The 17,029-nt window shown below is 71.9% G+C and carries 15 protein-coding genes; 7 read left to right on the top strand and 8 right to left on the bottom strand.

Annotated features, from left to right (window positions below; translation table 11 throughout):
• Positions 1–98: 98 nt before the first annotated feature.
• The 4 genes from V4F39_RS00200 to V4F39_RS00185 all read right to left on the bottom strand — a co-directional run bounded on the left by V4F39_RS00200 (position 99) and on the right by V4F39_RS00185 (position 5,035).
• Positions 99–1,646 carry a DHA2 family efflux MFS transporter permease subunit gene (locus V4F39_RS00200; RefSeq protein ID WP_332287257.1) on the bottom strand — a complete coding sequence of 516 codons (1,548 nt, stop codon included), beginning with the start codon at positions 1,644–1,646 and terminating at the stop codon, positions 99–101.
• Between the two features lie 71 nt (positions 1,647–1,717).
• Complete coding sequence (locus V4F39_RS00195; RefSeq protein WP_332287203.1) at positions 1,718–2,998, bottom strand: HlyD family secretion protein; 1,281 nt, start codon at positions 2,996–2,998, stop codon at positions 1,718–1,720.
• 55 nt (positions 2,999–3,053) lie between these two features.
• On the bottom strand, positions 3,054–4,436 hold the full coding sequence (locus V4F39_RS00190; RefSeq protein WP_332287256.1) for an efflux transporter outer membrane subunit: 1,383 nt from the start codon (positions 4,434–4,436) through the stop codon (positions 3,054–3,056).
• A 98-nt stretch (positions 4,437–4,534) separates the two neighbouring features.
• Positions 4,535–5,035 carry a MarR family winged helix-turn-helix transcriptional regulator gene (locus tag V4F39_RS00185; RefSeq protein WP_332287202.1) on the bottom strand — a complete coding sequence of 167 codons (501 nt, stop codon included), beginning with the start codon at positions 5,033–5,035 and terminating at the stop codon, positions 4,535–4,537.
• A 120-nt stretch (positions 5,036–5,155) separates the two neighbouring features.
• On the opposite strand from V4F39_RS00185, the gene V4F39_RS00180 reads away from it, so the two are divergent.
• Complete coding sequence (locus tag V4F39_RS00180) at positions 5,156–7,009, top strand: ABC transporter transmembrane domain-containing protein (protein ID WP_332287201.1); 1,854 nt, start codon at positions 5,156–5,158, stop codon at positions 7,007–7,009.
• Positions 7,010–7,137: 128 nt separating this feature from the next.
• Complete coding sequence (locus tag V4F39_RS00175) at positions 7,138–7,791, top strand: YiaD family glycine zipper/OmpA-like lipoprotein (RefSeq protein ID WP_332287200.1); 654 nt, start codon at positions 7,138–7,140, stop codon at positions 7,789–7,791.
• 13 nt (positions 7,792–7,804) lie between these two features.
• On the opposite strand, the gene wrbA is transcribed toward V4F39_RS00175, so the two are convergent.
• The 3 genes from wrbA to V4F39_RS00160 form a co-directional block, all read right to left on the bottom strand.
• Positions 7,805–8,404, bottom strand: a complete 600-nt coding sequence (gene wrbA, locus V4F39_RS00170) for an NAD(P)H:quinone oxidoreductase (protein WP_332287199.1) — start codon at positions 8,402–8,404, stop codon at positions 7,805–7,807.
• Between the two features lie 121 nt (positions 8,405–8,525).
• Positions 8,526–8,855 carry a hypothetical protein gene (locus tag V4F39_RS00165; RefSeq protein ID WP_332287198.1) on the bottom strand — a complete coding sequence of 110 codons (330 nt, stop codon included), beginning with the start codon at positions 8,853–8,855 and terminating at the stop codon, positions 8,526–8,528.
• 13 nt (positions 8,856–8,868) lie between these two features.
• Positions 8,869–11,337 (bottom strand): penicillin acylase family protein, encoded by a 2,469-nt coding sequence (locus tag V4F39_RS00160; protein ID WP_332287197.1) that lies wholly within the window; start codon positions 11,335–11,337, stop codon positions 8,869–8,871.
• 209 nt (positions 11,338–11,546) lie between these two features.
• Here V4F39_RS00160 and V4F39_RS00155 point away from each other — a divergent pair, with 209 nt between their 5' ends.
• From V4F39_RS00155 to V4F39_RS00135, 5 genes are all read left to right on the top strand, one after another.
• Complete coding sequence (locus V4F39_RS00155; protein ID WP_332287196.1) at positions 11,547–12,473, top strand: aldo/keto reductase; 927 nt, start codon at positions 11,547–11,549, stop codon at positions 12,471–12,473.
• The gene (locus V4F39_RS00150) at positions 12,470–13,159 is read left to right on the top strand and encodes a DUF6064 family protein (protein ID WP_332287195.1); all 690 of its coding nucleotides are present in this window, start codon (positions 12,470–12,472) and stop codon (positions 13,157–13,159) included. Before V4F39_RS00155 ends, V4F39_RS00150 begins: the two co-directional genes overlap by 4 nt.
• 89 nt (positions 13,160–13,248) lie before the next feature.
• Positions 13,249–14,070 carry a thymidylate synthase gene (locus V4F39_RS00145; protein ID WP_332287194.1) on the top strand — a complete coding sequence of 274 codons (822 nt, stop codon included), beginning with the start codon at positions 13,249–13,251 and terminating at the stop codon, positions 14,068–14,070.
• Positions 14,071–14,074: 4 nt separating this feature from the next.
• Entirely contained in the window at positions 14,075–14,602 is a 528-nt protein-coding gene (locus V4F39_RS00140; RefSeq protein WP_332287193.1) for a dihydrofolate reductase, read from the top strand.
• A gap of 64 nt (positions 14,603–14,666) precedes the next feature.
• Positions 14,667–15,941 (top strand): solute carrier family 23 protein, encoded by a 1,275-nt coding sequence (locus V4F39_RS00135; RefSeq protein WP_332287192.1) that lies wholly within the window; start codon positions 14,667–14,669, stop codon positions 15,939–15,941.
• Between the two features lie 157 nt (positions 15,942–16,098).
• Here the strand turns inward: V4F39_RS00135 and V4F39_RS00130 are convergent, their stop codons facing one another.
• Entirely contained in the window at positions 16,099–17,007 is a 909-nt protein-coding gene (locus V4F39_RS00130) for an alpha/beta hydrolase (protein WP_332287191.1), read from the bottom strand.
• Between the last annotated feature and the right edge of the window lie 22 nt (positions 17,008–17,029).

Below are 17,029 nucleotides of genomic sequence, written 5' to 3'. Positions count from 1 at the left end.
GGCTTCAAAGGGGAACGTCGATTCGACCACAAAGGCCGCCTCGCGTGGGGCCTCGCGCGCGTGCACAAAGCCCCACGGCCGGGTGACTTCTTCGCGGCCTAATGCGCCCCGCCGGCCTCAGCCGCGGCGCCGCCCTTGGGCCGTGCCGTGAACCAGATGAGCACGATCAGCAGCAGGAAGAGGATCGACGAGGCGAAGAAGATGTCGTCCGCCGCGCGGGTGAAGGCCTGCTGGTCGATCATCCGGTTGACCTGCGCCAGCGCCTGCTCGGGGCTCAGGCCGGCGGCGGCCAGTTGCTGCAGCACCTGGCTGCTCGCGCCGCTGCCGGCGGTGATCTGCTCGGCCAGGTGGGCGTGGTGCAGCGAGGAGCGGTTCTCCCACAGCGTGGTCGCCACCGAGGTGCCGATGGCCCCCGCGGTGATGCGCACGAAGTTCGACAGCCCCGCTGCCGCCGGCAGCCGCTGCGGCGGCAGGCCGGACAACGTGATGGTCGTCAGCGGGATGAAGAAAAACGCCATCGCCGCACCCTGGATGATCGTCGGCACCAGGATGGTGAGCTGGTCGGTCTGCGGCGTGAACTGCGAGCGCATCCACAGCACCAGCGCGAAGACCACGAATGCGCCGCTGGCCATCACGCGCGGGTCCCAGGACGACACCTTGCGCCCCACCAGCGGCGACAGCACGATCGCCAGCACGCCCACCGGCGCCAGCGCCAGCCCGGCCGCCGTGGCGTTGTAGCCCATGTGCTGCTGCAGCCACAGCGGCAGCAGCACCACGTTGCCGAAGAACACGCCGTACGCGATCGACAGCGACAGCGCCCCGAACACGAAGTTGCGCCGCGCGAAGAGCCGCAGGTCGACGACGGGGTGCGCGTCGGTCAGCTCCCAGATCACGAACGCCGCCAGCCCGACCACGGCCACCGCCGACAGCGCGACGATCTCCCCGGAGGCGAACCAGTCCAGCTCCTTGCCCTTGTCGAGCGCGATCTGCATCGCCCCCACCCACAGCACCAGCAGGCCGAGCCCGACGCTGTCGATCGGCAGGCGGCGGCGCGGCGTCTCGCGCTCGCGGTAGATGCTCCAGGTCACGGCAGCGGCCAGCAGCCCCACCGGGACGTTGATGTAGAAGATCCACGGCCACGAGATGTTGTCGGTGATCCAGCCGCCCAGCAGCGGGCCGACCACCGGCGCCACCAGCGTCGTCATGCCCCACAGCGCCAGCGCGGTGCCGGCCTTGGCGCGCGGGTAGCTCGACAGCAGCAGCGTCTGCGACAGCGGGATCATCGGCCCGGCCACCAGGCCCTGCAGCACGCGGAAGCCGATCAGCGCCTCCAGCGACGGCGCCAGGCCGCACAGCCATGACGCCAGCACGAACAGCAGGATGCTCGCCGTGAAGAGGCGCACCGCGCCGAAGCGCTGCGTCAGCCAGCCCGTCAGCGGCACCGAGATCGCGTTGGCGACCGCGAAGCTCGTGATCACCCAGGTGCCCTGCGTCGGGCTGACGCCCAGGTCGCCGGAGATCGCCGGCAGCGAGACGTTCGCGATCGACGTGTCGAGCACGTTCATGAAGGTCGCGAGCGACAGGGCGACGGTGCCGAGCGCGAGCGACGCGCCGTGCAGCGGCTGCGGCTCGGCGGGCGCCGGCATCGGCGGCGGCGGCTCCCGCAGCGCACCGGGCTGCGCGGGGAGCGTGGTATCGGACGACACCGCGGCCCCGCTCAATGCGTGGAGGCTGCCGCCGCGGCGCCGCGTGCGGCGACGGCGCCTGCCAGCGGGCCCGCGGCATGGGCCGCCTGGCCGCGCTGGCCCGCGATGATGCGGCGCACCTCCTGGTCGGCGCCGCTGTCGACGGCATCGAACACCGGCGTCGTCACGGTGGCGGCCGGCCGGGCCGCATCGGCCAGCACCTTGCCGCTCTGGTCGCTCACGTCGACGGTGACGTCCATCGACAGGCCCACGCGCAGCGGATGGGCCTGCACCTCCTGCGGGTCGAGCGCGATGCGCACCGGCACGCGCTGCACCACCTTGATCCAGTTGCCGGTGGCGTTCTGCGCCGGCAGCAGCGAGAACGCCGCGCCGGTACCGGCGCCCAGCCCCACCACCTTGCCGTGGTACACGACCTTGCTGCCGTAGACGTCAGCCTCCAGCGTGGCTGGCTGGCCGATGCGCAGGCCGCGCAGCTGGCCCTCCTTGAAGTTGGCGTCGACCCAGGTCTCGCCGAGCGACACCACCGACATCAGCGGCGCGCCGGCCTGCACGCGCTGGCCGAGCTGCACGCTGCGGCGGGCCACGTAGCCGTCGACCGGCGCCAGCAGCTCGGTGCGCTGCTGCGCGAGGTAGGCCTCGCGCACCTGCGCCGCCGCCTGCAGCACGCTGGGGTGATCCTCGACGGCGCTGCCGTCGGTCAGCGCCTGGTTGGCCGCCAGCTGCTCGCGCGCCGCGACGCGCGCCGATTCGGCCGCCGCGAGCGCGCTGCGCACCGCCGCAAGCTGCGCATCGGCATGGTTGAACTCCTCCTTGCCCACGGCGCCCGTGGCCAGCAGCGGCCGGCGGCGCTCCACGTCGTCCTGCGCACGCAGCACGTCGCTGCGGGCCCGGGCCACGTCGGCATCGCGCAGGGCCACCTGGGCCTTGAGGGCCGCGTTGTTGGCGAACAGCGTGCGCACCTCGCGCACTGTCTGCGCGAGCTGCGCTTCGGCGCGGGCCAGGGCGACGCGGGCGTCGGCCGGGTCCAGGCGCACCAGCGGCTGGCCGGCCTTCACGAAGTCGGTGTCGTCGGCCTGGATCGCCAGCACCGTGCCGCCGATCTGCGGCGTGATCTGCACGACGTTGGCCTGCACGTAGGCGTTGTCGGTGTTCTCGAAGTGGCGCGCGACCATCCAGTGGTGCACGCCCCACGCCGCGCCGACCAGCACGACGGCCGCGCCCAGGAGCAGCAGCCCCCGGCGGCGCCGGGCGGCGGGTGGTGTGGCGAGGGCCTTGTCTTGCGATTCGCTCATGTCGTCTGCCTGCGGAGATCGGTTCGCTGGAATGGGAGGGGCTGCGGCGCGGGCTTCAATGCGCCGCGGCGGCCACGGTGGAGGGGGCGTCGCGCCAGCCGCCGCCCAGGCTGCGCATCAGCAGCGCCTGGCTGTCGAGGGCGCGCGCCTTCAGGTCGGCGGCGGCACGGCGCTGCGCGAGCACGTTCGATTCGGCGTTGAGCACGACGAGGTAGGTGCCCAGGCCGGCGCGGTAGCGCTGCAGCGCCAGGTCGTAGGCGCTCTCGGCGGCGGCTTGCGCGGCTTGCTGCTCGTGCTGCTGCCGGTCGATGGACTGCAGCGAGGCGACCTGGTCGGCCACGTCGCGAACGGCGTCGAGCACCGCGCCGTTGTAGCTCTGCACCGCGGCGTCCAGGTCGGCGCTGCGGCCGCGCAGGTTGGCACGCAGCCGGCCGGCGTCGAAGATGGGCAGCCGGATGGCCGGGCCCGCGCCGTACTGGCGGCTGCCCGACTGCAACAGGTGGTCGAGGCCCAGCGCACTGAAGCCGGCGAAGGCGGTCAGGTTGACGTTCGGATAGAACTCGGTGCGGGCCACGGCCACATCCTGCGTGGCCGCCTCGACGCGCCAGCGCGCCGCGGCGATGTCGGGCCGGCGGCCGAGCAGGTCGGCGCCGAGCTGCGCGGGCAGCGGCGCGGCCTGCACCGGGCCCAGCGCCGGCGCCAGGCCGGCCAGCGCCCCGGGCGCCTGGGCCGTCAGTGCGGCGAGCTCGTGCCGTGCCAGCGCGATCTGTTCGTCCAGCTGCTCGATCTGCACCCGGGCCTCGGGCAAGGCGCCCTCGCCCTGGCGCAGCTCGACGGTGGTGTCGAGGCCGGCGTCGACCCGCTGGCGCACCAGCCCGAGCACCTCGTCGCGCTGCGCGAGCGCGCGCTGCGCCACGTCGCGCAGCGCCACGGCCCGCGCCAGTCCGACGTAGCTGCGCACGACATGGGTGGCGAGCATCAGCCGCGCGGCATCGGCCTCGGCGGCCGCCGCCCGCTCGCCGCCCAGGGCCGACGCCAGCGCCGCGCGGTGGCGGCCGAAGAAGTCGATCTCCCAGGACAGGCCTGCCTGCAGCGTCGCATCGGTGCGCGTGCTGCCGGCCAGCGGCGCAGGCACCATGCCGTTCTCGGTGTAGCGCTGGCGGGTGGCGCCGGCGCTCAGGGTCGCGCTCGGCCGCTCGGCCGCACGGGCGTCCTCGATCGCGGCACCGGCGCGCGCCACGCGTGCCGCGGCGACCTGCAGGCTCGGGTGATCGGCCAGCGCCCGCTCGACCAGGCCGTTCAATTGCGCATCGCCGAAGGCTTGCCACCAGTCCGGCTGCACCTCGGGCAGCGCGGCGCCGGACGAGAGCCCGACGCGGGCGGGATCGATCGGCTGCGCGGTCGACTGGATGCCTGCCGGGCTAGCGCAGCCGGCCATCAGCACCACGGCCGACAGCAGCGCCAGCGCGGCGGTGATGGTCGTCAGCGACAGCGCCCGGCGCGGTGCGCCGCAGCGGCCCGGATCGGGTTGCAGGGTCACGGGAGTTCCTTCGTCGGTTCGGCGTCGCGCAGCGCGTCGCCGTTGTTCACCAGGCGCTGCAGCATCGACAGCAGCGTCTGCCATTCGTCGCGGCTGAAGCCGGCCAGGTGGTCGTTGAACACGTCGGCCAGCACGGGGACGACCAGCGCCGCCAGGCGCTCGCCCTCGGCGGTGAGGGCCAGGTTGACCACGCGGCGGTCGGTGGCCGACCGCACCCGCGTCACCAGGCCCTTCGCCTCCAGCCGGTCGAGTGCGCGCGTCATCGCGCCGGCATCGGTCTGCAGCTCGCGCGCCAGGCCCGCGACGGTGCAGCACTCACCCATGCGCAGCTTCATCAGCGGCACCCACTGCACGTGCGTGAGGCCGTGGTCGGCCAGCCGCCGGTCGGCGTGCAGGGCGATGGACTGCATCACGCGCTTGACCATCAGGCCGAGGCTCTGCTCCGCGTTCCAGGGAGGGTCTGCGGAATAGAACTTGACGGGCGCGGAGGTGTCCATGACCGTAAATATATGTGCCTAGGCAATTATTGTCAAGGCATCCTATGTCATGGCTGTGATTGACCAAGCATGCAATACCGGCCGGCAGGGTGCGTCCGGCGCGGTGCCTACACTGGCACCATGACTTCCGCACCGCCCGCCCCGCTGCACGACCCCCTCCCCGCCGACCACGGGCCGGGCCGGCGGCCCAATGCCGTGGCGCAGGCCAAGCGGCCGGTGCGCGCCCTGGGCGCGCTCGGCCCGTTCCTGCGGCCCTACCGCGGCCGCATCGCGCTGGCGGGGCTCTTCCTGCTGCTGGCGGCCGCCACCACGCTCGCCTTCCCGGTGGCGCTGCGCACGCTGATCGACCAGGGCCTCGTGGCCGCCGAGCCGGGCGCGCGCGTGCTGCAGCTGCGGGATCACTTCGTCGCGCTGTTCGCCGTGGGTGCGGCGCTGGGGGTGTTCTCGGGCGCCCGCTTCTACCTGGTGAGCTGGCTGGGCGAGCGCATCACCGCCGACCTGCGCAACGCCGTCTACGCCCACGTGGTGGCGCAGAGCCCCGAGTTCTTCGAGTCGACGCGGACCGGCGAGGTGCTCAGCCGCCTGACCACCGACACCACGCTGGTGCAGACGGTCGTCGGCTCCAGCCTCTCGCTCGGCCTGCGCAACACGCTGATGGGCACCGGCGCGCTGGTGATGCTGGTGGTCACCAATCCCTGGGTGATGACGCAGGTGCTGGGCATCCTGGTGCTGGTCGTGCTGCCCGCGCTGTACTTTGGGCGCAGCGTGCGCAAGCTCAGCCGCGCCAGCCAGGACCGCATCGCCGACTCCAGCGCCATCGCCGCCGAGGTGCTGAACGCCGTGCCCATCGTGCAAAGCTACACCCAGGAGCGCCGCGAGGCCGGGCGCTTCGGCAGCGCGACCGAGGCCGCGTTCGACACCGCGCGCCGCCGCTCGCGGGTGCGGGCGCTGCTGGTCGCCTTCATCATCAGCGCCACCTTCGGCGCCCTGCTGTGGGGCCTCTACCAGGGCACGCAGGCGGTGCTGGCCGGGCGCATCACCGCCGGCCACCTGGGGCAGACGGTGGTGTTCATCATCCTGTTCGTCGGCAGCGTCGCCGCGCTGTCGGAGGTCTACGGCGACCTGCAGCGCGCCGCCGGCGCCACCGAGCGGCTGATGGAGCTGCTGGCCGCGCGCTCACCGGTGCACGATCCGGCGCAGCCGCAGGCGTTGCCGGCGGTGAGCGCGGGCTCGTCGGTCTCCCTGCGCGACGTCGTCTTCCACTATCCGTCGCGGCCCCGGCAGCCTTCGCTGCTGCACTTCACGCTCGACGTGAAGCCCGGCGAGACGGTCGCCATCGTTGGCCCCAGCGGCGCCGGCAAGAGCACGGTGTTCCAGCTGCTGCTGCGCTTCTACGACGTGCAGCAAGGGGAGGTCCGCATCGACGGCGTGCCGGTGGCGCGGGCCTCGCTGCACGCGCTGCGCAGCCGCGTCGGCATCGTCCCGCAGGACAGCGTGATCTTCTCGACCAGTGCGCTGGAGAACATCCGCTACGGCCGCCCCGAGGCGACCGACGCCGAGGTTCATGCCGCGGCCCGGGCCGCCTACGCGCACGACTTCATCACGGCGCTGCCCGAGGGCTACGCCACCTACCTCGGCGAGCGGGGGGTGCGCCTGTCGGGCGGCCAGCGCCAGCGCATCAGCATCGCGCGCGCCATCCTGAAGAACCCGCCACTGCTGCTGCTCGACGAGGCCACCAGCGCACTCGATGCGGAAAGCGAGCGCGTGGTGCAGGCCGCGCTCGAGACCGCGATGCAGGACCGCACCACCCTCGTCATCGCGCACCGGCTGGCCACCGTGCAGCGGGCCGACCGCATCGTCGTGATGGAGGCCGGCGAGATAGTCGACATCGGCACCCATGCGGAACTGATCGCCCGCGGCGGCCTTTACGCCAGGCTGGCTGCGATGCAGTTCCACCACGTCGGCGCGGCATAGCACCGGGGTCGGACGTGTCCGACGGCCCCGTGGCCTGGCCTCCGATGGCCGGCATTTCGCGGGCGGCAGAGACTCGATTGGCCACGGCGAGCACGACCCGCCGCCGAGACACGTTTCAGGAGCACCCCATGAACAAGACCTTTTCCTTCCGCCCCGCGGTCGCTGCCTTCGGCGCGGCGGCCATCGTCCTCACCGGCTGCGCGGACATGAGCAAGACCCAGCGCGACACCGCCACCGGCGCCGGCATCGGTGCGGCCACGGGCGCGGTGATCGGCGCGGCCACCGGCGGCCGTGCCGGCACCGGGGCCGTGGTCGGCGGCGCCATCGGCGCAGTGGCGGGCAACATCTGGTCCAAGCGCATGCAGGAGAAGCAGGCCGCGATGGAGCGGGCCACGCAGGGCACCGGCATCGACGTGGCCCGCACGCAGAACAACGAGCTCAAGGTCAACATCCCGAGCGACTTCTCGTTCGACGTCGGCCGCGCCAACGTCAAGCCGCAGATGCGGCCGGTGCTCGACCAGTTCGCGCAGGGCCTCGACCCGGCGATGCACGTGCGCATCATCGGCCACACCGACTCGACCGGCAGCGACGCCGTCAACGACCCGCTGTCGCGCGAGCGCGCCGCCAGCGTGCGCGAGTACCTGACGAGCCGCGGCGTCCCTGCGTCGCGCATCAGCACCGAAGGCGTCGGCTCGCGCCAGCCGGTCGCCAACAACAGCACCGACGCCGGCCGCGCCCAGAACCGCCGTGTCGAGATCTACCTGACCGACACCCAGTCCTGAGCGCCGCGCGGCCTCAGCCGAACAGCTTCGCCGCGGTCTTGGCGACCAGCTCGCCCTGGTGGCGGGCCCCGGCGAGCTCGATGTCCGACGGCTGGCGCGAGCCGTCGCCGCCGGCGATGGTGGTGGCGCCGTAGGGCGCCCCGCCGACGATCTCGTCCAGCGTCATCTGGCCCTGGTGGCTGTACGGCAGGCCCACGATCACCATCCCGAAGTGCATCAGGTTGGTGATGATCGAGAACAGCGTCGTCTCCTGCCCGCCGTGCTGGGTGGCGGTGGACGAGAACGCCCCGCCGACCTTGCCGTTGAGCGCACCGCGCGCCCACAGGCCGCCGGCCTGGTCGAGGAACGCGGCCATCTGCGACGACATGCGGCCGAAGCGCGTGCCGGTGCCCACGACGATCGCGTCGTAGTGCTCCAGGTCGGCCACCGCCGCCACCGGCGCGGCCTGGTCCAGCTTGAAGTGCGCGTTCTTGGCGACCTGCTCGGGCACCGTCTCGGGCACGCGCTTGATGTCGACTTGCGCGCCGGCGCCGCGGGCGCCCTCGGCGATCGCCTCCGCCATCTTCTCGATGTGACCGTACGACGAGTAATACAGGACGAGCACTTTGGCCATGGAAACAGCTCCCGGTTGCAAGGGTGGTGGACACGATGCCGTCGGGGACTGTGCGGGAAGACGCGCCGCCTCACCCCTCGGCGAGGGCCATGGTAGACCGGAAGGCCCAGACCGTGCGGCCTCAGCGGACGATGTGCCGCAGCGCCGGCAGGTAAGGCAGCTCGAGCAGCGCCCTGCCCGGCGCGGCGACGCTGGACGCGACCGCCAGCGGACAGAAATCGGCCGGCAGGTACACCGAGTGCAGCGGCGAGCCCGGCCCCTGGCGGGCGCAGAGCGTGGCCTCCGATTCCAGCAGCCGCATGCGGTACACCTCGGAGCGGGGCAGCACCACGGTCGCGCGGCGCTCGGGCACGTCGAGCACCAGCACGGTGATGCGGCTGGCGGCCGCCGCGAGCGCCGCGGCGGCGCCGGCCACGCACACCAGCGCCACGGCCGCCTTGCGCGTGCGCATGGGCAGCCCGCGCCTAGCGCTGCGGCCGCAGCGTCACGCTGTCGGCGCGCAGGCTGTCCACCTTGCTGCGGCTGAAGGCCATCGGGAAGTACTCGCCCTTGGACCAGGCCTCGATCAGGTTCTTGTAGTACGGGCTCTGCGGATCCGCCGACTGCCCCGGCACGTTGATGGCCAGGGAGTTGTCCCAGTTGGAGAGGTCGATCACCTGCCGGTACGAGGCGCCGCTGGTGACGCGGAAGTCCGAGGTCCGGTACGAGCCGCGGTGCAGCGTGTCGCCGTCGCCGCCCACCGGGTAGCGGGCGGTGGCGAGCGACTCGGCCAGGTCGGTCGCGAGGAAGGGCGACAGCTCATGTTCGAACTGGATGTGGTGGAGCTGGCCCCACTGCCACGCCGCCTTGTCGGTACCGCGGCGGGCCTTGAGGTCGGTGAGGGTGGCCTTCAGCGTGTCGAGCAGCACGGCATTGCGGCCAGCCGTCGGGTCGGGCCCGAACACCGCATCCGGCGCCGCCAGCTTGGCCAGCACCACCGGCCGGGACAGCGTGCCGAACACGCTGCGCCCCGCGGGCGGAATGACCAGTTCCGACACGCGGCTGAGCAGCCGGGGCAGCCACAGCTCGTGGATCGTCGCGGCCACCGAGTCGATGCTGACGACGTGGTTCCAGGCCCGCAGCAGATTGAGCGCCTCGGTGACCTCGGCGTCGTCCGACACCAGGCCCGTCAGCAGCGGCCCGATCGTGCGCGCCGGGATCGAGAGCTCGTCGATCTGCAGCCGCGCCGAATCGGCCACCGTGTGCCGCGGGCTGGCCGCCAGCACCTCCGACGCGCGCTGGAAGCGGTAGGGCTCGGCCCAGGACGTGGCCGACATGCTGCGGTAGGCGTAATCGGCCGGCACGTTGAACTCATTGGCCGTTGCGAAGAAGCCCTGTGGCGGGTTGAGCACCCGCGGCAGCAGCGAGCCCGGCAGGTAGCCGGCCCATTCGTACTGCCCGTCGCCCGGCACCGGCAGCATGCCCGACCAGTCCGGACGCGGGCGGATCGGCGCCATCGCGCCGCCGAACCAGCCGATGTTGCCGTCCACGTCGGCGTAGACCATGTTCTCGCCCGGCGTGAAGTGCTTGGCCATGCCCTCGGTGAACTCCGTCCAGTTCTGCGCCTGGTTCAGCCGCAGGCTGGCCAGGTAGGCCGCCGTGCCGGGAAACTCCAGGTAGGCCGCCCGCACCGCGTAGGCCTTGCGGTTGGCGGTGTCCTCGTAGACCACCGGGCCGTGGCGCGTGAACTTGAGGTCAGCGGTGGAGGCAGCGGCCTGCCCGCGCACGCTGATCGTCTCGCTCACCACGCGCATCGGCTCCCATGCGCCGGCGTAGCGGTACTCGGACGGGTTGGCGGGGTTGGTGTCGTAGACGTAGAGGTCTTCCTCGTCGCCGAAGGCGAAGATGGTCAAGCCGAAGGCGATGCGCTCGTTGTGGCCCATCGACACGCCCGGCAGCGCCGGCTCGCCGGCGCCGATCACGTTCCAGCCCGGCGCGTTCAGGTGGACCATGTAGCGCAGCGAGGGCATCTCGATGGCACGGTGCGGGTCGCCCGCGAGGATGGGCTTGCCGGTGTCGGTGCGCGAGCCGTGCACCGTCCAGTTGTTGCTCTCGTAGCGCATGGCCTCGCGCTCCTCGGCGCTGCGCGGCGCGGTGCCGTTGCCGGCCGAGAGCGCCTTGGCCAGATCGGCGCGCTGCGCCAGGCCAAGCGGGCTCTTCGGAAAATCGCCTGCCTCGAAGGCCAGGCCGTTGCGCGCCAGGCTGTACGGCGCCAGCATCGCGTTGGAGAAGGTGGCGACGTCGATGCCGGCCGGCACCTGGATCTGCGTGGGCGGCTCGGTCACCGTGAGCTCCTGCGTCGTCGCCAGGCCCACCGCCGCGATGCGCCGCGCCATCGAGATCTCGCTGCCGACGTTGCGCGTGATGCCGTAGATCCGGATCAGCGACGAGGTGGGCGTCCACTGCCCCGGCTGGGTGCCGGTAAGGCGGAACTCGATCGGCATCTTCTCGGGATCGGCCTGGGCCTCGGCGATGTAGGCGTTGATGCCTTCCGAGAACGCCGTGAGGATCTCCTTGGCCTGCGGGTGGTAGCTCGCGAATTCCTCGTCAAGGTTGCCGCGGAACAGGAACAGCCGCGCCGCGCGGTCGTGCTCGAGGAAGCGCGAGCCGAACTGCTCGGCCATCTTGCCCTCGCCGCGCCGCCGCCACTGGTCGAGCTGCCACAGCCGGTCGCGCGCCGCGTTGTAGCCCTGCGCGAAGAACAGGTCGCGCTGGTTCTTCGCGTAGATGTGCGCCACGCCGTTGCTGTCGCGCACGATCTCGACCGACTCGGTGACACCCGGCACCGGGATGCTCGGCCCGCCGTCGTCATCTCCGTCGCTGCCGCCGCAGGACACCAGGAGCAGCGCCGCGGCCAACGCCAGCGGCAAACGGGTCGTACGAAGCAAGGTCATGCTGTGTTCTCCACCGTTCCCCGTTCTGGAGCAGGGGATGCCCTAGCTTAGTGAAGACAACCGGCCGCACGCTGGTTGTTATCCCTGACCTGGTGCACGTCCACCGGCCCGCCGCGTAACCTCGCCTTACAAACGTGCGTGGCCCAGCGGTGCGGAACGCGGCCATCGTCGAGGTGTCGAACCCGCCCGCCCTCCGACGGAGACCTCCGATGCATGACGACGACCGGACCACCCGACGCCGCTGGCTCCAGCTCCTCGCGGCCGGCGCCGCATGCGCCGGCGCCCCGGGCCGGGCCGCCACGGCCCCGCTGATCACCCGCGCCGCCCGCCCGGGCGGGCCCACACTGCCCCTCGTGGGCCTGGGCACCTGGATCACGTTCAACGTCGGCGACGATGCCGCGGAACGTGCCCGCTGCGCCGAGGTGATGAAGGCCTTCTTCGACGCTGGCGGCCGGCTCGTCGACTCGTCGCCGATGTACGGCTCGTCGCAGGCGGTTGTCGGCGAGGGGCTGCGGCGCCTGGGCATGCCGAAGGCGCTCTACTCGGCGGACAAGGTCTGGACCGGCTCGGGCGCGCGCGGGCCGGCGCAAATCGAGGCCTCGCGCCGACTGTGGGGCATACCGCGCTTCGACCTGCTGCAGGTCCACAACCTGCTGGCCTGGGAAGCGCACCTGGCCACGCTGTTCGCGATGAAGGCCGAAGGCCGGCTGCGCCACGTGGGCATCACCACCTCGGAAGGCCGGCGGCACGATGAGATCGAGCAGATCATGCGCAGCCAGCCGCTGGATTTCGTGCAGATCAGCTACAGCCTGCGCGACCGTCGGGTGGAAGAGCGCATCCTCCCGCTGGCGCGGGAGCGCGGCATCGCGGTCATCGCCAACCGGCCGTTCGAGCAGGGCGCACTGACGCAGGCCTTGCAGCGCCACCCGCTGCCCGGCTGGGCCGCCGAGCTGGGCTGCACGAGCTGGGCGCAAGCGGCGCTGAAGTTCGTGATCTCGCACCCCGCCGTCACCTGCGCGATCCCGGCGACGACGCGGGTGGACCATGTGCTGGAGAACCTCGGCACCGCCCGCGGTCCGCTGCCCGACGAGGCGATGCGCCGGCGCATCGCCGCCGACGCCGGGAAGCTGGCATGACCGAATGGTGGACCTACGCGCCGAGCGACTTCCTGATGTTCTCGGCGCGCAGCTACGAGCGGCTGGTCGAGCGCTACAACCTCGAATGGTGGCCGGCGCACCTGTTCGTGCTGTTGGCCGCGCTGGCGGTGCTGGGAACGGCGCTGCGCACCGGCCCGCCACAGCGCCGGCCCGCAGCAGCACGCAGCCTGGCGATGCTGCCCGCGCTGCTGCTGGCGGCGGCCTGGCTCGGGGTGGCCTGGGCCTTCCACTACCACCGCATGGCGGCGATCAACTGGGCTTCCGTGCACCTGGCCTGGGCCTTCGCGGTGCAGGCTGCGCTGCTGCTGTGGGCGGGCTGGCGCGGCGAGCGCCTGGCGCCGCGGCCACCGCCCCGGCAGGCGGCCGATCGCGCCGCGGCCGTGCTGGTGGCCGCGGCGATCGCCGCCTATCCCGTCATCGCGCTGTGGGCCGGCACCCCGGCCGCGCAGGCGCCGGTGTTCGGCCTGATGCCCGAACCCACCGTCGCGGCGACGCTCGGCTGGCTCGCGCTGGCCCGCCGGCCGCCAGGGGTGCTGTGGGTGCTGCCGCTGGCCTACAGCGCGCTCGCCGGGGTGATGCTCCACCTGCTGGCGGCCCCTGACGCGTGGCTGCTGCCGGCCTTCGCGCTGGCCGCACTGGCTTGCGCCGTCGCGCGGCGCAGGTGAGCCCGGCGGCCGGAACCTACCGCCGCACGAGGCCATGCCGCATCACGGACAATGCCCGCCCGCCTCCCCCCGTCCGCCTGGAGCCCGACTTGACCGCCGCCCCCCTGCGCCCCGTGCGCTCCCAGTACGAAGACTTCATGCGCCACGTCTACACAAACGGCGTGGCCAAGACCGACCGCACCGGCACCGGCACGCGCAGCGTGTTCGGCCACCAGATGCGCTTCGACTTGAACGAGGGCTTCCCGCTCGTCACCACCAAGAAGGTGCACCTCAAGTCCATCATCCTGGAGCTGCTGTGGTTCCTGCGCGGCGACGGCAACGCCAAGTGGCTGCAGGAGCGCGGCGTGACGATCTGGGACGAATGGGCCGCCGACAACGGTGACCTCGGCCCGGTGTACGGCGTGCAATGGCGCTCGTGGCCCACGCCCGACGGCGGCCACGTCGACCAGATTGCCGACGTCGTCCAGCAGCTCAAGGCCAACCCCGACAGCCGCCGCATCATCGTCAGCGCCTGGAACGTGGCCGACCTGCCGAAGATGGCGCTGATGCCCTGCCACGCCTTCTTCCAGTTCTACGTGGCCGAAGGCCGCTTGAGCTGCCAGCTCTACCAGCGCAGCGCCGACATCTTCCTCGGCGTGCCCTTCAACATCGCCAGCTATGCGCTGCTCACGCACATGCTGGCGCAGCAGTGCGACCTGCAGGTGGGCGACTTCATCTGGACCGGCGGTGACTGCCACATCTACAACAACCACTTCGAGCAGGTCGAGACGCAGCTGTCGCGCACGCCCTTCCCCTACCCCACGCTGAACATCAAGCGCCGGCCGGCGTCGATCTTCGACTACGCATACGAGGACTTCGAGGTGCTCGGCTACCAGCACCACGCGCCGATCAAGGCGCCGGTGGCGGTGTGACGGCATGGCGGTGCTGACCCTGATCGCCGCCGTCGCGCGCAACCGCGTGATCGGCAACGGCGAGGCCATGCCCTGGCACCTGCCCGAAGACCTGGCCCACTTCCGGCGCACCACGTCGGGCTGCCCGGTGATCATGGGGCGGCGCACCTGGGAATCGCTGCCCGAGCGCTTCCGGCCGCTGCCGGGCCGCACCAACATCGTCGTCACGCGCCAGCCGGCATGGCAGGCCCCTGGCGCGGTGCGCAGCGCCTCGCTGGCCGAGGCCATCGATGCTGCCGGCGACGTGCCCCGCGTGTTCGTGATCGGCGGCGGCGAGCTTTATGCCGCGGCGCTGCCGCTGGCCGACGAACTCGTGCTGACCGAGATCGACCGGGACTTCGACGGCAGCACGCGCTTCCCGCCCTGGGCCGGCGAGTTCACCGAGACGGCGCGCGAGACCCACCGCGCCGCCGCGCCTAACGACTTCGGCTTCGCGTTTGTCACCTACCGCCGCCGAGGCACCGCGCCGGTGCAGCCGGCACCGGCCGGCTGACAATCACGCCCCACCCCGGGGCGCATCATCGCCCCGCAAGATCCCAAGACGAGGAGCGAGGACGATGAGCAGCTGGTTTCCCCGATGGACCCTGAAGACGGCGGGCGAAGTTGCCCCCGACGAGCGCCTGCCTGCCGGCCAGACGGTGGTGATGGGCATCCAGCACGTGGTGGCCATGTTCGGCTCCACCGCGCTGGCACCGATCCTGATGGGCTTCGACCCGAACACCTCGATCTTCTTCTCGGGCATCGGCACGCTGATCTTCTTCCTGCTGACCGGCGGGCGGCTGCCGAGCTACCTCGGCTCCAGCTTTGCCTTCATCGGCGTGGTGATCGCCGCCACCGGCTATGCCGGCAGCGGGCCCAACCCGAACATCGGGCTGGCGCTCGGCGGCATCATCGCGGCGGGCGTGCTGTACATGCTGATCGGCCTGGTGGTGCAGGTGCTGGGCACGGGCTGGATCGAGCGGCTGATGCCGCCCATCGTCACCGGCACGGTGGTCGCGGCGATCGGGCTCAACCTCGCGCCGGTGGCGGTCAAGAGCCTGGGCACCACGCCGTTCGACGTGTCGGTGGGCCTGCTCACGGCGCTGGCGGTGGGGCTGGTCGCGGTGCGCGGCCAGGGGGTCGTCGGCCGGCTGCCGATCCTGCTGGGCGCGCTGTGCGGCTACCTGCTGTATGCCATCGGCGCCAACCTGCTGGGCTGGGGCAAGCCGATCGAGTTCTCCGGCGTCGCCCAGGCCGCCTGGTTCGGCCTCCCGAAGTTCAGCGCGCCGGTGTTCGACGCGACGGCGATGGCGCTGATCGCGCCGGTCGCGGTGATCCTGGTCGCCGAGAACCTGGGCCACGTGAAGGGCCTGGCGGCCATGACCGGCCGCAACTTCGACCCGCTGATGGGCCGCGCCTTCATCGCCGACGGCATCGCCACGGTGGTCTCGGGCTCGGGCGGCGGCACCGGCGTCACCACCTACGCCGAGAACATGGGCGTGATGGCGGTGACGCGCATCTATTCGACGCTGGTGTTCGTGGTGGCCGCGGCGGTGGCGCTGCTGCTGGGCTTTTCACCCAAGTTCGGCGCGCTGATCCTGACGCTGCCGGTGCCGGTGGTCGGCGGGCTGGCGCTGGTGGTCTTCGGCCTCATCGCCGCGACCGGCGGGCGCATCTGGGTGATGAACCGGGTCGACTTTTCCAGGCCGCGCAACCTGATCGTCGCCGGCGTGGCCCTGACGGCGGGGGCCGGCGACCTGACGCTGTCGATCGCGGGATTCAAGATGGGCGGGATCGGGACGGCGACGTTTGGGGCGATCGTGCTGTATCACTTGCTGCGGGAGAGGGAGTGATATTGGGTTGCGGATAGCCCAACTCGGCAAGCGGCGGCGTAAGGGCCCGTGCACGACTCCGCGATGTAGGGTTCGCGGATCCATACGAATCGAACCATTCCAAAGAGCGACGGCTCTGCAATCACTCTCGTCGAGCGCATACGCCAGCTAGCGGCTGTCATCGGTTCGGCGTTCCTGTACGTGCTCGCCCTGCCCCCAACCCAAACAACTCCAACAACGCCTCCCGATACTGCGCTTCCCCCATCGCCGCGCCGGTGTAGTGCCTCCCGCCCTCGATCAACACGAACCGCTTGGGCTCCACCGCCTTGTCGTAAAGCGCCCTGCCCAGTTCCGGCAGGATGAACCCGTCGCGGCTGCCGTGCACGATCAGCACCGGCGAGCCGACGCGTGAGATGGCGGCGGCCGAATCGAAGCGCTGGGTGATCAGCGGCCCCAGCGGCAGCCAGCCCCACTTGAAGGTGCGGACCACGTCCGGCACCGAGGTGAAGCTGCCGTCGACGATGACGCCCTGCTCGTCGGCCCGGCTCGCGGCCAGTTGCACCGCGATCGCGCCGCCGAGCGAGTGGCCGTAGATGTAGCGCGGCAGCCCGGGGTGGTTGCGGGCGATCCAGTCCCACGCCGCCTGCGCGTCCTCGATCACCCCGTCCTGCGAGGGCAGTTCGTCGGTGCTCTGGCCGAAGCCGCGGTAGTCGACGGCCAGCACCGAGAAGCCCAGGTCGCGCATCTGCGCGATGCGCGACAGGCTCATCTCGACATTGCGGCGGGCGCCGTGCAGGTACAGCAGCACGGGCGCGCCGGCCGCCTCGCTCGGCCACCACACGGCGTGCAGCCTCACGTCGCGGCCGCTGGCGCGCGATCGGTGTTCCAGCCAGACGTTGGTCATGCCGTCGTCGCGGCGCTGGCGCTGGGCCTCCGTCCACGGTGCGTCGGCGCGGGCCTGGAAGATCCAGCGCCGCTGTTGTTCGTCGAGGTGGGCGCAGCCGGCAAAGGCGCCGGCGCCCAGGGCCGCCACGAGCGTCAGCAGGCCCAGGCGGCGGCGGAGGTAGTGGAGCAGCGGAAACGGCATCCGCTGCTGATCAAAAAAGGCG

This window comes from Aquincola agrisoli, from assembly GCF_036621135.1.
Lineage (GTDB): Bacteria > Pseudomonadota > Gammaproteobacteria > Burkholderiales > Burkholderiaceae_C > Aquincola > Aquincola agrisoli.
Note: the sequence above shows the minus strand (reverse complement) of the source record. Positions and strands in the feature narration are given on the sequence as shown.

Coding starts and splice junctions, on each gene's coding strand:
- V4F39_RS00140 (WP_332287193.1), top strand. CDS start 14,075: ATGGCGGTGCTGACCCTGATCGCCGCCGTCGCGCGCAACCGCGTGATC.
- V4F39_RS00165 (WP_332287198.1), bottom strand. CDS start 8,855: ATGCGCACGCGCAAGGCGGCCGTGGCGCTGGTGTGCGTGGCCGGCGCC.
- wrbA (WP_332287199.1), bottom strand. CDS start 8,404: ATGGCCAAAGTGCTCGTCCTGTATTACTCGTCGTACGGTCACATCGAG.
- V4F39_RS00155 (WP_332287196.1), top strand. CDS start 11,547: ATGCATGACGACGACCGGACCACCCGACGCCGCTGGCTCCAGCTCCTC.
- V4F39_RS00150 (WP_332287195.1), top strand. CDS start 12,470: ATGACCGAATGGTGGACCTACGCGCCGAGCGACTTCCTGATGTTCTCG.
- V4F39_RS00200 (WP_332287257.1), bottom strand. CDS start 1,646: ATGCCGGCGCCCGCCGAGCCGCAGCCGCTGCACGGCGCGTCGCTCGCG.
- V4F39_RS00185 (WP_332287202.1), bottom strand. CDS start 5,035: ATGGACACCTCCGCGCCCGTCAAGTTCTATTCCGCAGACCCTCCCTGG.
- V4F39_RS00135 (WP_332287192.1), top strand. CDS start 14,667: ATGAGCAGCTGGTTTCCCCGATGGACCCTGAAGACGGCGGGCGAAGTT.
- V4F39_RS00130 (WP_332287191.1), bottom strand. CDS start 17,007: ATGCCGTTTCCGCTGCTCCACTACCTCCGCCGCCGCCTGGGCCTGCTG.
- V4F39_RS00180 (WP_332287201.1), top strand. CDS start 5,156: ATGACTTCCGCACCGCCCGCCCCGCTGCACGACCCCCTCCCCGCCGAC.
- V4F39_RS00160 (WP_332287197.1), bottom strand. CDS start 11,337: ATGACCTTGCTTCGTACGACCCGTTTGCCGCTGGCGTTGGCCGCGGCG.
- V4F39_RS00190 (WP_332287256.1), bottom strand. CDS start 4,436: ATGGCCGGCTGCGCTAGCCCGGCAGGCATCCAGTCGACCGCGCAGCCG.
- V4F39_RS00195 (WP_332287203.1), bottom strand. CDS start 2,998: ATGAGCGAATCGCAAGACAAGGCCCTCGCCACACCACCCGCCGCCCGG.
- V4F39_RS00175 (WP_332287200.1), top strand. CDS start 7,138: ATGAACAAGACCTTTTCCTTCCGCCCCGCGGTCGCTGCCTTCGGCGCG.